Consider the following 15,415-nt stretch of genomic DNA (forward strand, 5'->3'; position numbering starts at 1 on the left):
AATAGAATCCGCCCTTGATAGTGACGGCACAGCAGAGGGCGTAGGCGCAAATGATTGAAGTATTCAAAACCATAGACAAGTTCGAGAACATTGTCACCACCCTGCTCGAAGAAGAGGGGTTTTGGGTGCGGCACAAGTTCAAGGTTAGCGTCAGCCTGGAAGAGAAGAAGCAAATCGGTAAGCAGTCCGCGCCAAAGCCCGAGATCGATATGCTGGCCTTCAATTTGAGGACCAACGAAGTGCTGGCGCTGGACGTCAAGGCATACCTGGACTCACCCGGCGCCAAGCTGTCGCTGCTGCAAGAAGAGCATGAGGTGCCGACCGGGCGTTTCAAGCTCTTCACCTCCGAGCGCTACCGCAATCTGGTGCTGGCTCGGCTCTTGCAAGACTTGATCGCGCTGGGTATGGCTAACGCCGAGACCAAGGTGCGGCTGGGCATGATTGCCGGCAAGGTCAATCAGGGCCAGAGCGAAGCGATTCGCGCGCATATGCAGCAGCATGACTGGCTGTTCTGGTCGCCCGAAGACGTCAAGGCCAAGGTGGCGGCACGCAATCAGGTCAAATCCTGACGCTCCTCAAGCACCCGCGCATGCGCGGGCGCTGAAGCAGCGGGAAGGTACGTGAGCTGAGCTTGGACAGCAAGAGGCTACACCTGTCTGGCGCCAACTTGAATGCAGCGGAAGCCCTCAGCGCCCCGGCTCGTGGCCGTCATAGCGAGGCAGTTCCGCATCCATCTCCTCCCACGAGGCCTTTGACGATACAAAGTTATGCGAGATGGGGCGCTCGGCGATGTCAGAGTCCAGGATGCCCAAGCGTAGCCTGAGTCGATCAGAATCCGCGCTGTTCGAGCTGAACAGCGGCGACGCGCAGATGCCGCAGAAATGCCGGCTGCGACCCGGCGCACCCTCGTAGCTGCGAATGTTCTGTTCACCCCGCGTAATCTTCAAGCCACCTGAGCGAATGAAGCCATTGGTCGCGAAGGCCGTGCCACTCGCCTTGCGGCACTTGGAACAATGGCAATGAATGATGGCCTCAATGCCTCCCTCAATTTCCAATGCCACCGCGCCACACAAGCAAGTTCCGAGGTAGGGGCTCATGGCTTCAATACTACTTTCGTGGCTGGTCGTGACCGGTGATTGGGTGCCGATTCTTGCATGTCGACCGGCGAGATTCCATCAGCTTGAATCTAGGATGATGACTTGGGCAGGTTTTGCCAGTGTCTTTGCAAGCCCGCGCGGGAGACTTTTTGGCATGAGGAGAAGTTGGCTATGAAGGCCGGTGCCAGCACCTTGTTTTGGCGCGATCAGAGCTTGCCGTTTTTGGAGTTGCGCAGCTTTCTAGGCTGCTCGGCCATCGGCTACGCCAAGCATGCTCACGATGAGTTCTCTATCGGCGCCGTCACTGGCGGCAGCAGCATCTATCTGCATGGTGATGTGCAGGAGCAGGTTGACGTGGGCGCGGTGGTGCTGATGAATCCAGGCGAGGCGCATGCTTGCAATCCCCTGGCCGGCGCGCCTTGGACCTATCGCATGTTGTATGTCGACGCGTCTTGGCTGGGCAGTTTGCAGCGTGAGCTGAATTGCGGCAATGCGGGCGGATTCAAGCCTATACCCTTCGCCCTGACTTACGACGAAGCGCTCTACCGTGGCTTGCTGGGCCTGTGCGATGTGTTGGACGACGGTGGCGTGACCGTGCCGCAGAAAGAGGCTGCCGCCTTGGCATTTTTCTCCGGCCTGATGCTGCAGTCCGCTCCCTTGGCACAGCCGAGGCCGGCGCCAAGCGCCAAGCTATTGGCGGCGTCGGACTTTATTGATGCGCAATTCCGCAGGGACCTGAGTCTGGACGAGATCGCGGCCTGCGCGGGCCTGTCGGTTTCCTACCTGATCCGCGCCTTCAAGCAGCAGTTCGGCCTGACGCCGCATGTTTACCAGGTGAACCGGCGGGTGCAGTTCTGCCGCGAGCAACTGCGCGCTGGGCGTGGCTCGATTGTGGATATAGCGATCGAGGCGGGCTTTGCCGACCAGGCCCATTTGCAGCGCGCCTTCAAGCGCGTGGTGGCGGTGACGCCGGGGCAATACCGGCAAAGATGAATTTCAAACCATATAGAGGGCAGCCAGCAGTAGAAAGGCGGCCAGCGTCCGGTTGAAGAACATCAGCTTGCGCGGCTCGTTCAGGTGCCGGCGCAGCGAGGCGCCGGCCCAGGCCCAACTGGCCAGCGAGGCATAGCAAATCACAAAATAGATGGCGGCGAACTGCCAGACCAGCAAGCCGTCGCCGCTTGAGGCGTAGGCTGCCATGCCGGCCAGCGAGGCGATCCAGGCCTTGGGGTTCAGCCATTGCATAGTGGCGCCGTAGAGGTAGGAGGGCTTGGCGCGCTGCGCCTCGCTACTAGCTGACTTGCTACTGCCTAACTTGCCATCACTGCGGGCCAGTTGCCAGGCCATATAGACCAGAAAGCTCAAGCCGCCCCAGCGCAGCACAAGCAACAGGCTGGGCCCGTAGCCGCTGCGGGCGATCAGCTCGTTCAGCCCCAGGCCGATCAGCAGCAACAAAGCCGTGAAACCTACGGTGGCGCCGGTCACGTGGCGCAGGCCGGCGCGCAGGCCATGCTGGGCACCCGCGCTCAGCGCGACGAGATTGACCGGGCCGGGGGAGATGGACGAAGCCAGCGCGAAGGCGGCCATGGACAGATAAACACTCATCGTTTTGTTCAATCAACAGCAGCAGGAGGACCCAAAGATAGGGCTTTGGGTCGCCGTCGTATTGAACAAAATCGCCCCGGCCAGGGGCGCTGAGCTAGATGCCTTGCAAGTTCTGCTTGAAGAATTCCAGCGTGCGTTCCCAGGCCAGCTTGGCTGCTGCGGCGTCAAAGCGTGGCGTGGTGTCGTTGTTGAAACCGTGCTGGGTGCCGGCATATTGGTGCGCGGTATAGGGCACGCCGGCGGCCTTCAGTGCAGCCTCGTAAGCCGGCCAGGCCGCGTTGATGCGCTCGTCCACGGCGGCGAAGTGAATCAGCAGGGGCGCCTTGACCTTGGCCGCGTCTTCGAGTGCGGGGTGATTGCCATAGAAGGGCACAGCAGCGGCCAAGTCGGGCAAGCGGGTTGACAGCATATGGACCATGCCGCCGCCATAGCAAAAGCCCACCGCGCCGAGCTTGCCCGTGCTGTCTGGCCGGGCCTTGAGCCAGGCCGCGCTGGCGAGGAAGTCCTCTCGCGTCTTGGCTTGGTCCAGCTTGGCGAAGAGTTCGCGGGCCTTGTCCTCGTTGCCGGGGTAGCCGCCCAGGGGACTGAGGGCATCTGGAGCCAAGACGAGATAGCCATCCAGGGCCAAGCGACGCGCAATGTCTTCGATATGCGGGTTGAGCCCGCGGTTCTCATGCACCACCAAGATTGCGGGCAGCTTGCCCTTCGCCTCGGCGGGCCGCGCCAGATAGCCCTTGATGCTGCCGTTGCCGCTCGGAGACGGAATTTCGACCATTTCGGTCTTCACGCGGGCATCGTCCTTGGGTACCACTTGGCCCATCGCGAAGTCGGGGGACAGCGAGGCCAGCAAGGCCGTGGCCGTCAGGCCGCCGACCGCGAACTTCTGTGCACGCTCCAGGAAGCCGCGCCGGTCCAGCGTGCCGTGAACATAGGCGTCAAACAAAATCAGCAGGTCTTGGTCGAAATCCTGTGCGGTTTTGCGCTGCATGGCGGCTCCTGAATATGAAGGCTGGAGCATATCCAAAATCGCACGAATGAGTGCGCGCCCCCAAGCTTGAGCGGGGGCCTCGCTATGCGGCCTGCCCCTGCATGTGAACGGTCTGTCGCAAGCCGCGCGACCTGTGCGGAGCGAATTGATACAAACGCGGCTCCCTCTTCTGACTCACTTGTTCCATGCCTATCAATATCGTTAGCTCCTATAGACCCAGTGCCAGCCCGTTCATGCGCACCTGCGCGCTCGCTGTGCTCACCTTGCTGGCGACCGTCTTGGCCGGCCTCGGCAGCGCGCATGCCAGCGAGGCGGCAGCGATGCCGGCGCTGGCTCGCCTGCATGGACAGGAGATCGAGCAGTTGAGCATCAAGGCCCCTGAGGCGCCGGGGACGCTGGTGTTCGAGAACGGATCGCGTGCCGAAATGGAGGGCTGGAACGCCGTCATCGGCGCCTTCGCGACTTCGGCCCAGCAGTATCAGTTGACTCAGCAGTCGGCTCCGGGAAGCGCCAAAGCCTGGTCGCTGTTTGCCTATGACCGCCCCGGCATCGGCCGCAGCGAAGCCACCGAACGCCCGCGCGATGGGCGCCAAATCGTCGCCGATTTGCGTGAGTTGTTGCAGCAGCAAGGCCACAAGCCGCCTTACGTTTTAGTCGGCCATTCGCTCGGTGGGCTGTATATGCAGCTCTTTGCGCGCCAATACCCGAGCGAGGTCAAAGGGCTGGTGCTGGTGGATTCGCTATACCCAGGCATCATCAAAAAGCCCGAAGACTTTCCGCTCTACACGCGCTGGGCCAAGGCCGTCTTCATGAGCCGCATGGCCGCTCGCGAGATCGACGCGATCCACGCCACCGGCGAGGCGGTGCTCGCTTTGCCTTGGTCGGCGCAGATTCCGGTCACCCGTTTGGTCAACGTGCCAAAGGGTGCGGGCGCGATCGCTGTGGACTTCGGCGTCGTCAATGCTGACGAGGCCACGATTGCCCGCGTGCGTGCGCTTTACCCCGGCGCCAAGACCGTGGTGCTGGATTCCGATCACCAGATCCAGAAAGCCAATCCGGAGGCGGTTGTGCAAGCGATTCAGGAAATGATGATCAGTGCGCGCTGATGGCCTTTGGTCGAGGCGATGTTCTGCCGGTACACGATGTAGACCTAGCGGCCGACGGAGCCGACCACAAAGCCGCGGGACACCAAGCCCCCAAGGGCATGTTCTTTCAGCTTGACCGAGCTCGGGCAGTTCTTCTCCTTGTCTTGGGTCTGCGCGCTGTGATCTGCCGCTTGGTCTGCTGGCGACCCTTCATCGCCGCCCAGCGTGGCTGCGGGGCAGGGCGCTTCGTCCTGCAACTGTCACGCAAGCATCACCGCCCCGTCACATGTCATCTAGATGATTGCGGCTTGACTTTGGAGTCGGGCAGTGAGTCATCCTCAAATTCCTCTTGTGATCGATGTGCAAGGCCTGCGCAAGACCTTCGGCGCGGGCAAGGCGCCCGCCTTGCGTGATGTGGAGCTGCAAGTGCGGCGCGGCGAGATGGTCGCTTTGCTGGGTGCGTCCGGCTCCGGCAAGTCGACCCTGCTGCGCCACCTCAGCGGCCTGCACCGCGCCGACGCGGGCAGCCGCTCGGTCGTGACCATCCTGGGCCGCGAGCTGCAAAGCGGCGGCCGCTTGGCCGGCGATGTGCGCGCCTCGCGCGCCAAGGTGGCGACCGTGTTTCAGCAGTTCAATCTGGTCGAGCGCCTGCCGGTGATGACGAATGTCTTGGCCGGCGCGCTGCACCGCCTGCCGCTGTGGCGTGGGCTTTTGGGCTTGTTCCCGCGCGCCGAGCAAGAGCGTGCCTATGCCGCGCTGGCGCGCGTGGGCATCGAGGCTTGCGCCTGGCAGCGTGCGTCAACCTTGTCGGGCGGGCAGCAGCAGAGGGCCGCGATCTCGCGCGCGCTGGTGCAGGGCGCCGAGATCATTCTGGCCGACGAACCCATCGCGTCGCTGGACCCTGAATCTTCGCGTCGCGTGATGAGCTTGCTGGCGGAGCTGAACCGGGAGCTCGGCGTCACCGTCGTCGTGTCGCTGCACCAGGTCGACTATGCCTTTGCTTTTTGCCCGCGCACCGTCGCGCTGCGCCAGGGCCAGGTCGTGTTCGATGGGCCGACGCAAGAACTGACCCCGCTCAAACTGCGCGAGCTCTATGGCAGCCAGATCGATGAGTTGATCACCCCTGTCTCACCGGGCTTGGCGCCGGCCGTTCCCGCGCAGTCGCCGAGTTACTCACTGGACGGCTTGCGCGCCGCCTGAATTCCAAACCCCAGTTTCCTTAATACAACCCCGCATCGGAGTCATCATGAATCGCCGCCTTGCCCTGACTTTTTCCTTGCTGGCCGCCGGCCTGCTGACCCAGCCCGTGCTGGCCCAAAGCCCCACCAAGGAACTCAACTTCGGCATCATCTCGACCGAATCGAGCAATAACCTGAAGGCCGCTTGGCAGCCGCTGCTGGATGACATGCAAAAGTCCACCGGCATCAAGATCAATACTTTTTTCGCGCCCGACTATGCCGGCGTGATCGAGGGCATGCGCTTCAACAAGGTGCAACTCGCCTGGATGGGCAACAAGTCGGCGATGGAAGCGGTCGACCGCGCGCAAGGCGAGGTCTTCGCCAAGGTCGTCAATCTGGACGGCTCCCAGGGCTATCACAGTCTGATGATCGTGCACAAGGACAGCCCGCTGCGCAGCCTCGACGATGTGATCAAGGCGCGCGCCGGCTTGAACCTCGGCTTGGGCGACCCGAACTCGACCAGCGGCACCTTGGTGCCGGGCTTCTATGCCTTTGCGCCGAGCAAGGTAGACCCGACGCGCGACTTCAAGCGCACCGTGCGTGCCAACCACGAGACCAACATCCTGGCCGTGGCGGCCAAGCAGGTCGATGTAGCGGCTGTCGCCAGCGACGGTATCGAGCGCATGAAGATAAAGATGCCCGAGAAGGCGGCCGAGCTGCGCGAAGTCTGGCGCTCGCCGCTGATCGCCAGCGACCCGCTGGTTTGGCGCAAGGATGTTGACGCCGATGCGAAAAAGAAGATTGCCGACTTCTTCGCCAGCTATGGCCGTGATCAGCGCGAAAAAGACAATCTGAAGACGCTGACCTATAGCGGCTTTGTGCGCTCCGACAACGCGCAGCTGACCCCCATCCGTCAGCTCGCCCTGGCGGCCGAGCGCGGCAAGATCGAAGCCGACGCGAACCTGAGCGCGGAAGAAAAGAGCCGCAAGCTGCAAGACGTCGAGCGCCGCCTGGATGAGCTGGGCCGCCAGACCGCCAGCGCCAAGTAAATCCGAGTTCAAGGTCTAACAATAAAAATGAGCGCAGCCGTGATCGCCAGCCGGGCCATGCCAGAACCACCCCGCAAGACCTTGACCAGTCTGCTGACCTGGGGTGTGTTGCTCGCCTTGCTGGCCGGCAGTTGGAAGGGGGCCGATATGCGCCCGGCCGAGCTGTGGCGCGACAGCGGCAATATGCTGCAGTTCGCCCGGAGCTTCTTCCCGCCTGATTTGCATGACTGGCGCTATTACCTGCAAGAGCTGGTGATCACGCTGCAAATTGCGCTCTGGGGCACGGCGCTGGCCGTCGTTTGCGCCGCGCCGCTGTCCTTGCTGGCAGCAGCTAACTTGACGCCCTGGTGGGTACGGCAGCCGGTGCGCCGTCTGCTGGATGCTTTTCGTTCGATCAACGAGATGGTGTTCGCGCTGATCTTTGTCGTCGCCGTGGGCCTGGGGCCGTTTGCCGGTGTGCTGGCGCTGTGGGTGCACACGACCGGCATCTTGGCCAAGCTGTTCTCCGAGGCCGTCGAGGCGATCGACCCGCAGCCGGTCGAAGGCATCCGGGCGACCGGGGCCCACCCGCTGGCCGAGATCATCTACGGCGTGATCCCACAGGTCTTGCCGCTGTGGATTTCCTACGCCTTGTATCGGCTGGAGTCGAATGTGCGCTCGGCTTCGGTGGTCGGCATGGTGGGCGCGGGCGGCATCGGCATGGTGCTGTGGGATGTGATGCGCGGTTTTCAGTACCAGCAGACTTGCACGGTGCTGATGATGCTGGTGCTCAGCGTGTCGGTGATCGATGTGTTGTCGGCGCAGGTGCGCAAACGTCTGATTTAAGCGGTGAGTGAAACCTGACGATGAGTGTTGAACAGATCGAACGGCTTTTGCTGGAGAACGCCGAGGTCGTTTATGAAGGCGACCGTGCCGAGCCGGTCAGCAGCTTGGCTCACGCCCTGCAATGCGCGCAGCTGGCCGAATGGGCCGGCGCGCCGGCGCCCCTGGTGGCGGCGGCTTTGTTGCATGACATTGGGCACTTCATTGAAACGGTGGGTATTGCCGATGATATCGACGATGTGCATGAGGCTCGTGCGCAGCCCTTGTTGATGCGGGTCTTTGGCCCGGCGGTGGCGGAGCCGGTGCGCTGGCATGTGGCGGCCAAGCGCTATTTGGTGGCGGTGGATGTCGGCTATGCGGCGCAACTGACCCCCGCCTCGGTGCATTCGCTGGGCTTGCAGGGCGGGGCGATGACGGCGGCTGAAGCAGCGGCCTTCGAGGCCTTGCCGTTTGCGCAGGATGCGATTGCATTGCGGCGTTGGGATGATCAGGCGAAGTTGCCGGGGCAGGTGACGCCGGGCTTGGACTATTACTTGGCCTTGTTGAACGAGTTGCGTTTGGCGTACTAGTTAGGCAATTCGCCGGCAATCACTTCATTGCTCTATCGGCACGATGCCGGGAGTTCGTCCCGGCGGCCGACTCACTTTTCTTGCTTTGCCAAGAAAAGTAAGCAAAAGAAGGCGACCCTGCCGCATGGCCCTGCGGGTCCGCTCGGTGCTCAAATTTGCCGGGCCGCGCCCAACTCGCTGCGCGCCCTAACGGCCGCTACGCTCAGACAAGGGGCGCGAAGTCAGATGTTGAAGTCGCTGCGCGACGCCCGGCAAATTCTCCGCTCCTCGCCCATGCAGAAGGGGTGAACACCCAAGAACACGGCTCGCTGCGCGTCGCCTCGAAGGGTGCTGCGCTGCGCGCTTGCACCTCGCAAGCCGAAATGCAGTGGTGCCTCAGATTCGAACCTCCCGAATGTGCCCATAACTGAAATTCTGATCCATGGTGTCGGAAGTCATGCGCTGCTGACGCTGTATGTGTTTCGCGCCAACCGGTTCTCGAAATCTGTGAAGCTCACCCCGTTTGGTGTTTTCCAGTTGTCGCGGCCATTAATTGAATAACCAACTACCACTGCTGCGGCTTGAGAAGGACTCCGAAATAGCTGGTCTCTTGAAAACTTGAGTTTCGAGCCGCTTCCAATCAAAACGCCTGAGGAGATCAATTGCTCGCGCAACGTGCGGTAACCAACGGAAAGACTGTTCTGAACAGCGGATGCTGCTTCAGAATTTGCGAGGACCACTAGCCCTTCATCTGTTCGTACTGCTGTTGCTATGAGATTGCTAACGCGAAGTTGAAACGTCTGCGTTTGAGATGGCAGCAATGCAAAATTGGCCGACGGTTCGAATATAGGTTGAATGGCAGCTTGTGTCCCTGGCACTACTTCATGGGTTAATGCGATTCCTGCGCGCTCGACCAATGGCTCAAGAACTCGATGGCCTAACACGCCCAGCAATGTTTGAATTCCTCCGATGAATTCCTCCATCGCGTCGCGGTCTGCTCTCGGCAACGAAGGTAGTTGGGGAGACGCCGAATTTTCAATCGCATAACGTCCAGCATGGGTGGCCACAGAAACCAGTCGGGACTCCAGGTAACGGACATGCGCCTTCGTTAAGTTGTCGTCTTTGCTCGTAAATGCGACAAGCTCAGTCCAAAAGTCCTTGCCACTGATGTGTGAACACAGTCGATCAAAAACCACCTCGGCTTCCCCAATATATACAGAGTCTTGCCCAGACTCATCATCTTGGCCGAAGAGGAAATAGATTCCTGGGCGTTTGGCCTCGGTCCACTCCCTGAGCTCCTGGAAGCGAGTTCTGGGGCACGCAATGGCCTGGCCTGTCCAATTGACAATCTCACCGTGACGTAAGCCTGTCACCCCGCCATCAGCGAGATAGATTCGAATGCTTTTGCCTAGCGCCATGGATGACTCACTTTTGACTTTCAACGTGTCGTGTGCCGATTGTTCACGATTTCTTTGTCAGTATTTGAGCATGCAATTGGTTCGGGGCTAGGTCTCAAAAATATAGGCAAGACCTGACCCATATTGCATCTACTTGCGAGGTGCATGCGCGCAGCGCAGCACCCATCGAGGCGACGCGCAGCGAGCCGAGTTCTTTGGAGTGCCCCTTCTGCATGGGCGAGGAGCGGAGAATTTGCCGGGCGTCGCGCAGCGACTTCGAGAACTGACTTCGCGCCCCTTGTCTGAACGGAGCGTAGCGCAGTGAGTTGGGCGCGGCCCGGTAAATTTGAGCACTGAGCGGACCCGCAGGGCCATGCGGCAGGGTCGCCTTCTCTTGCCTCCTTCTCTTGGCGAGACAAGAGAAGGGGGTCGGCCGCCGGGACGAACTCCCGGCATCTCACCGACCATCATGTGTGTCGTGAATAGCCCAGCCGCCTGCGGAAAAACCTGCCAGACGTTATGCCACCCGCCGCCCCCGCACAAACACCTCGCAAACCACCGGCTGCCCCACCACCTCCCGCACCCGCACCAAATCCCCCCGCAGCCCTAAGCCAATTTCCCCACGGTCAGCCAGCCCACAAGCCAAGGCCGGCCTCCGGCTGACGACCGCCAGAGCTTCGGGCAGGCTGAACCCCGCATCGCGCCGCAGCAACCAGGCCGATTGCAACAAGCTGGATGGCACATAGTCGGAGCTCAGCGCATCCAATACACCGGCGCGGGCCAAGTCCAGCGCCGAGACATTGCCCGAGTGCGAGCCGCCGCGCAGTACATTCGGTGCACCCGCCACCGTGCACAGGCCCAGCCTATGCGCATGCTGTGCCGCCGCCAAGGTGGTGGGGAATTCGCTCATGCCCGCACCCAAGGCCCGCGCCTCGTCGACATGGGCAATAGTCGTGTCGTCATGCGTTGCTAATGCTACCGAGTGACGGCGCGCAAAGTCGGCAAACCAGGCCCGATTCGGCTCGGCATGCTCGGCCTGACGTTGTGGCGCAAGGGCGACTTCGCGTTCCCAGACTGCATCGCTCCAGCCCTTCTTGCCGGTGTAATAGGTCTTGGCATGGTCCAGATTGGTCCATTGGCGCTGGCCCGGCGTGTGGTCCATCAGCGAAATCAGGCGCAGACGCGGGTGCTCGGCAAAGGGCTCGAACAGCTCGCGCGCGTTCGGCGCCGGCAGCTCGCAGCGCACATGGATCAGGTGATCGGCCTTCAATACACCGGCCGCCTGCATTTGATCCAACACGTCCAACAAGGCGCTCTGGTCGCGCGCACGAAAGCCATCGCCATACGGGTCGCCGACGCCGATGGCGTCGAGCACGGTGGTGATGCCGACCGAGGCAATCTCGGCGTCATGGGCCATCACGGCACCCAGCATCGGAAAGATGACCTTGGGCCTGGGCATCACGTGCCGCTCAAGATTGTCGGTATGTACCTCGACCAGACCCGGCAGCAGATAGTCACCGCCCAGGTCGATGGCTCCTGCAACCGCGCTGCCGCCCTGGCCGATTTCGGTGATCACGCCATCCTGCACGCGCAGATGGCCACGGATGACTTCTTTGCCCAGCACCAAGAGCGCGTTCGTCAACAACAGATCATTCTTCATACAGGGCTTCTTTCTGGCTGGGCGGCAGCCGGCAGGCTGACGCAGCGCGTGGCGACCGCCTCGCGCACTTCCTCGTCATGGAAGATGCCGACGATGGCGCTGCCGGCGGCCTTGGCGGCGGCAATCATATCGATCACGACGCGCCGGTTCATTGCATCCAGCGAGGCGGTCGGCTCGTCCAGCAAGAGCAGGCGGGCCGGCTGCACAAAGCCGCGCGCGATATTGACGCGCTGTTGCTCGCCGCCCGAGAAGGTGGCCGGCGGTAAGTCCCAGATCGCTTGGGGCAGATTCAGGCGCGCGAACAGCTCGGCCACCTGAGCCCGCGCTGCCTGCTGCGCGGCCCGCCAGCGAGCCTCATCGGCGCGGCCAGATTGCAACTCGGGGTCGGCCTGCAGCAGGCGCTCGGCCACCACATCGAGCGCGCCGACGCGCGGCAGCGCACGCAGGAACTGGCTGACATAGGCCAGCTCGCGCCGGCGCAGCGCCAGCACTTGCTGCGGCTGGGCCTGGGCAAGATCGAGCGGCTCGCTGCCCGGCTGCTCGCCGGCAAACAGGATGCGGCCACTGTCGACGCCGTAGCTGCCGTACAGGCATTTGATCAAGGTGGACTTGCCCTGGCCCGAGGCGCCGACCAGGGCCACGCATTCGCCCGCCCGTACATCCAGCGAGACGCCGTGCAGGACCGGCAGCGCCTGGCCGCTGCGCAGATGCAGGGTGAAATGCTTGCGCACATCTTGCACGCTCAAAACAGGCGTTATTGAATTCGTCATCATCATGGCGCCACCACCGAGGCGACCAGTAGCTGGGTGTAGGGGTGCTGAGGGTCGTCCAGCACGCGGTCGGTGAGTCCCTCTTCAACGATGCGGCCTTCGCGCATCACCAGCGTGCGATGCGCGAGCAGGCGCGCCACGCCCAGGTCATGGGTGACGATCAGCGCGGACAGATGCATGCGCGCGACCAGCAGCCGGATCAGATCCAGCAGCTTGGCCTGCACCGACACATCCAGCCCCGAGGTCGGCTCGTCCATCAGGACCAGGCGCGGCTTGGTGACCAGATTGCGAGCAATTTGAAGGCGCTGGCGCATGCCACCGGAGAAGCCGCGCGGTGAGTCGTCGATGCGCAGCGGGTCAAGCTCGACGCGGCTCATCCAGTCCTCGCCGGTGGCGCGCAGCTGGCTGTAATGGCGCAGGCCGGCGCCCATCAGGCGCTCGCCGATATTGGCGCCGGCGCTGACGTTCATGCGCAGGCCATCGGCCGCATGCTGCTCGACAAAGCCCCATTCGGTGCGGGCCAGCAGGCGGCGTTGGCGCTCGCTGATGCGGTGTACGTCCACCTGCTCACCGGCCGCGCTGCGGTACAGCACCTGGCCGGCAGCGGGTTGCAAGCGCGCAGCGATGCAGTTCAAGAGCGTGCTCTTGCCCGAACCGGACTCGCCCACAATCGCCACCACCTCGCCGGGAAACAGGCTCAGTGAGGCCTCGCTGACCGCCGCGCGGGTTTGCCCGGCGGCATTGAAACGGTGCGTTAGCCCCGTCACTTGCAAAAGAGGTTGAGCGGCGGTCATGGCTTCAACTCAATCTGGAAGCTCTTGCCATGCTGCTCGAAGCCCAGCTTTTCGTAGAAAGCATGGGCCTCGGTGCGGCGCAGATTGGACGACAGCGCGAGCTTGTAGCAACCCGCCGCCGCCGCCAGATCAACAGCGTCTTGCATCAAGGCGCGGCCGACGCCCTGGCCCTGCAGATCGGCCGCGACGCCGACGCTTTCCACCACCGCCGAGGGCGTGCCCTGGTGCGAGAGCATGGGCAGGATGAACAGCGTCAGCGTGCCGACCAAATGCCCAGCCGTTTCGGCCAGGCGCACTCGGGCCAAGGGCAGGGCTTGAATCTGCTGCCAGGCTTGTTCAAGCCGAGCAAGGTCAGCGTTCCCTGGGCCGTCCAGGCCGCTGCTTTGGTACAGCGCCAACAAGGCCGGCAGGTCGCCAATCTGCGCATCACGAATCGTTAAGGGGTGCTCATTCATGGTTGTGCTTTCGCTCCATTTGCGCGGCGCACCAGTCGCTGTCCGAACAGGTCCACAGCGTCATTCCTTCGCTTTGCACGACCTCGTCTAGAAAGCTGGTCGTGCAGCCGCACAGCTCGCAGGCGTGCCCCTGCGGCTTGATCTCAAACGGGTGGTCCTCGAAGTCGAGGCTGCGCACGCTGGTGTAGGGCGGCACCGCATAGAGCCGCTTCTCGCGCCCGGCGCCGAACAGCTGCAGCGCCGGCATCCGGTCCATCTTGGGGTTATCAAAAGCCGGAATCGGACTGGGCGCCATCACATAGCGGCCGTTCACCAGCACGGGGTAGTCGTAAGCCGTCTCGACCCGGCCCCATTGCGCGATGTCCTCGTACAGCTTCACATTCATCAGCCCATATTCCTCGGCCGCGTGCAGGCTCTCGCATTCGGCCCGGTTCGGCTCCAGCCGGTACAAGGGTTCGGGCTGCGGCACCTGGTAGACCAAGACCTGGCCCTCGCGCAGCGGCGTCTCGGGGATGCGGTGGCGAGTCTGGATCAGCGTCGCGTCCACCGTGCGGGTTGTGGTCGCGACGCCGGTCGTGCGGGCGAAGAAGTCGCGGATATTGACGGCGTTGGTGGTGTCGTCGCTGCCCTGGTCGATCACCTTCAAGACATCGTCCTGGCCGATCACGGCGGCCGTGACCTGGATGCCGCCTGTGCCCCAACCATAGGCCAGCGGCATCTCGCGCGAGCCAAACGGCACTTGGTGGCCGGGGATGGCCACCGCCTTCAACAAGGCGCGGCGGATCATCCGCTTGCTTCGCTCGTCGAGATAGGCGAAGTTATAGCCTTCGGCGCTTTGTTGCTTGATGCTTTCGCTCATGGCTGCTCCGCTGCTTGTCTGTCGCTGCGCTCTTGGCGCAGCTGCCGTATCAGTTGCAACTCGGACTCGAAGGTCACGTAATGCGGCAGTTTCAGATGCTGCACAAATCCCGAGGCCTCGACGCTGTCACCTTGCGGCAGCGCGAACTCCTGTTGCTGCGCCGGGCTGCTGACCTGCTCGCCGAACTCATCGGCACGCAGCGCGCGGTCCAGCAGCGACATTGCCATCGCCTTGCGCTCGCCGTGGCCGAACACCAGGCCGTAGCCGCGCGTGAACTGCGGCGGCGCGCCCTCGCTGCCGACAAACTGGTTCAGCATCTGGCATTCGGTCAGCTCGACTTCACCGACCTCGATCTCGAAGTCCAGCTCATCCGGCTGCAGCGACACGGTCACCGCGCCGAAGCGGATGTCGCCGGCAAAAGGGTGCGTAAAAGCGTAACCGCGCTGGGTCGAATAGGCCAGGCCCAAGACCCAGCCCTCGTCGGCGCGCGCCAGCATTTGCAGGCGGCCGCAGCGCGGCAGTGGGTAGCGCGGCGGGTCGCGGGTGATGTCCAGCGGCTCGGGGTCGCCGTCGGGCGGCAGTGCGGGCTCGATCAGGCCTTGGGCGGATAGCGCCTCCAGTGCATTGCTGATCACGCTCTGTGCTTGTTCAGGTGCCTGCTCCGGCTGCACTTGTTGATCCACTGCTGCCGGCGCATCGCCGCGCAGCAAATTGAAATCTAGCAGGCGCTGCGTGTAGTCATAAGTCGGCCCCAGCACTTGGCCCCCGGGCAGGTCTTTGAAAATCGCCGAGATGCGGCGCTGCGGACGCATGGCGTCGCAATTGAGCGGTGCGCTGAAGGCCAGGCGCGGCAAGGTGCTGCGGTAGGCGCGCAGCAAAAAAGCGGCCTCGATCGCGTCGCCCTGCGCCTGCACCAAGGCCAAGGCGGCCAGCTCGGGGTCGTAGAGTGAGGCCTCGGCCATCACCCGCCCGACCAGCAAGCCCATTTGCTCCTGCACCTGCGCCACGCCGATGGCAGGCAGATTCAGGTCGCCCCGGCGTGCGGCGGCGAGCAGATCGCGCGAGGCTTTGATGGCTGACTCACCACCCTTGACGGCGATATACATGG

At 62.8% G+C, this 15,415-nt stretch carries 17 protein-coding genes; 7 read left to right on the forward strand and 10 right to left on the reverse strand.

The features are described 5' to 3' along the window. Positions 1-50: 50 nt before the first annotated feature. On the forward strand, positions 51-569 hold the full coding sequence (locus tag LNV08_RS11890; RefSeq protein ID WP_263533908.1) for a hypothetical protein: 519 nt from the start codon (positions 51-53) through the stop codon (positions 567-569). A gap of 117 nt (positions 570-686) precedes the next feature. On the opposite strand, the gene LNV08_RS11895 is transcribed toward LNV08_RS11890, so the two are convergent. Further along, positions 687-1,097: a GFA family protein gene (locus tag LNV08_RS11895; RefSeq protein ID WP_263533909.1), complete on the reverse strand. Its 411-nt coding sequence runs from the start codon at positions 1,095-1,097 to the stop codon at positions 687-689. Positions 1,098-1,268: 171 nt separating this feature from the next. Between LNV08_RS11895 and LNV08_RS11900 the strand changes: the two genes are divergently transcribed. Next, positions 1,269-2,090: an AraC family transcriptional regulator gene (locus LNV08_RS11900; RefSeq protein ID WP_263533910.1), complete on the forward strand. Its 822-nt coding sequence runs from the start codon at positions 1,269-1,271 to the stop codon at positions 2,088-2,090. 3 nt (positions 2,091-2,093) lie between these two features. On the opposite strand, the gene LNV08_RS11905 is transcribed toward LNV08_RS11900, so the two are convergent. Next, the gene (locus LNV08_RS11905) at positions 2,094-2,702 is read right to left on the reverse strand and encodes a LysE family translocator (protein WP_263533911.1); all 609 of its coding nucleotides are present in this window, start codon (positions 2,700-2,702) and stop codon (positions 2,094-2,096) included. A gap of 94 nt (positions 2,703-2,796) precedes the next feature. Next, positions 2,797-3,690, reverse strand: a complete 894-nt coding sequence (locus LNV08_RS11910) for a dienelactone hydrolase family protein (RefSeq protein ID WP_263533912.1) — start codon at positions 3,688-3,690, stop codon at positions 2,797-2,799. 185 nt (positions 3,691-3,875) lie between these two features. Here LNV08_RS11910 and LNV08_RS11915 point away from each other — a divergent pair, with 185 nt between their 5' ends. From LNV08_RS11915 to LNV08_RS11935, 5 genes are all read left to right on the forward strand, one after another. Continuing rightward, a complete protein-coding gene (locus LNV08_RS11915) occupies positions 3,876-4,796 on the forward strand; it encodes an alpha/beta fold hydrolase (protein ID WP_263533913.1) in 921 nt (306 codons plus the stop codon). Positions 4,797-5,117: 321 nt separating this feature from the next. Then, positions 5,118-5,975 carry a phosphonate ABC transporter ATP-binding protein gene (gene phnC, locus LNV08_RS11920; RefSeq protein ID WP_263534084.1) on the forward strand — a complete coding sequence of 286 codons (858 nt, stop codon included), beginning with the start codon at positions 5,118-5,120 and terminating at the stop codon, positions 5,973-5,975. Between the two features lie 46 nt (positions 5,976-6,021). Then, complete coding sequence (phnD, locus tag LNV08_RS11925) at positions 6,022-7,002, forward strand: phosphonate ABC transporter substrate-binding protein (RefSeq protein WP_263533914.1); 981 nt, start codon at positions 6,022-6,024, stop codon at positions 7,000-7,002. A 27-nt stretch (positions 7,003-7,029) separates the two neighbouring features. Beyond that, positions 7,030-7,827, forward strand: coding sequence for a phosphonate ABC transporter, permease protein PhnE (phnE, locus tag LNV08_RS11930; RefSeq protein ID WP_263533915.1), 798 nt, complete (start codon positions 7,030-7,032; stop codon positions 7,825-7,827). Between the two features lie 20 nt (positions 7,828-7,847). Beyond that, entirely contained in the window at positions 7,848-8,393 is a 546-nt protein-coding gene (locus LNV08_RS11935; protein ID WP_318014119.1) for a phosphohydrolase, read from the forward strand. A 434-nt stretch (positions 8,394-8,827) separates the two neighbouring features. Here the strand turns inward: LNV08_RS11935 and LNV08_RS11940 are convergent, their stop codons facing one another. The 7 genes from LNV08_RS11940 to LNV08_RS11970 all read right to left on the reverse strand — a co-directional run bounded on the left by LNV08_RS11940 (position 8,828) and on the right by LNV08_RS11970 (position 15,413). Beyond that, positions 8,828-9,790, reverse strand: a complete 963-nt coding sequence (locus LNV08_RS11940) for a GIY-YIG nuclease family protein (RefSeq protein WP_263533916.1) — start codon at positions 9,788-9,790, stop codon at positions 8,828-8,830. 496 nt (positions 9,791-10,286) lie between these two features. After that, on the reverse strand, positions 10,287-11,429 hold the full coding sequence (locus LNV08_RS11945) for an alpha-D-ribose 1-methylphosphonate 5-triphosphate diphosphatase (protein ID WP_263533917.1): 1,143 nt from the start codon (positions 11,427-11,429) through the stop codon (positions 10,287-10,289). Beyond that, complete coding sequence (gene phnL, locus LNV08_RS11950) at positions 11,426-12,199, reverse strand: phosphonate C-P lyase system protein PhnL (protein WP_414858734.1); 774 nt, start codon at positions 12,197-12,199, stop codon at positions 11,426-11,428. Before phnL ends, LNV08_RS11945 begins: the two co-directional genes overlap by 4 nt. Positions 12,200-12,201: 2 nt before the next feature. Then, complete coding sequence (phnK, locus tag LNV08_RS11955) at positions 12,202-12,993, reverse strand: phosphonate C-P lyase system protein PhnK (RefSeq protein ID WP_263533919.1); 792 nt, start codon at positions 12,991-12,993, stop codon at positions 12,202-12,204. Beyond that, positions 12,990-13,448 carry a GNAT family N-acetyltransferase gene (locus tag LNV08_RS11960; RefSeq protein ID WP_263533920.1) on the reverse strand — a complete coding sequence of 153 codons (459 nt, stop codon included), beginning with the start codon at positions 13,446-13,448 and terminating at the stop codon, positions 12,990-12,992. Before LNV08_RS11960 ends, phnK begins: the two co-directional genes overlap by 4 nt. Then, the gene (locus LNV08_RS11965; protein WP_263533921.1) at positions 13,441-14,307 is read right to left on the reverse strand and encodes an alpha-D-ribose 1-methylphosphonate 5-phosphate C-P-lyase PhnJ; all 867 of its coding nucleotides are present in this window, start codon (positions 14,305-14,307) and stop codon (positions 13,441-13,443) included. Before LNV08_RS11965 ends, LNV08_RS11960 begins: the two co-directional genes overlap by 8 nt. Further along, positions 14,304-15,413 carry a carbon-phosphorus lyase complex subunit PhnI gene (locus LNV08_RS11970; protein WP_263533922.1) on the reverse strand — a complete coding sequence of 370 codons (1,110 nt, stop codon included), beginning with the start codon at positions 15,411-15,413 and terminating at the stop codon, positions 14,304-14,306. Before LNV08_RS11970 ends, LNV08_RS11965 begins: the two co-directional genes overlap by 4 nt. Positions 15,414-15,415 lie beyond the last annotated feature (2 nt).

The organism is Paucibacter sp. TC2R-5 (assembly GCF_025717605.1).
Taxonomy (GTDB): domain Bacteria; phylum Pseudomonadota; class Gammaproteobacteria; order Burkholderiales; family Burkholderiaceae_C; genus Paucibacter_A; species Paucibacter_A albus.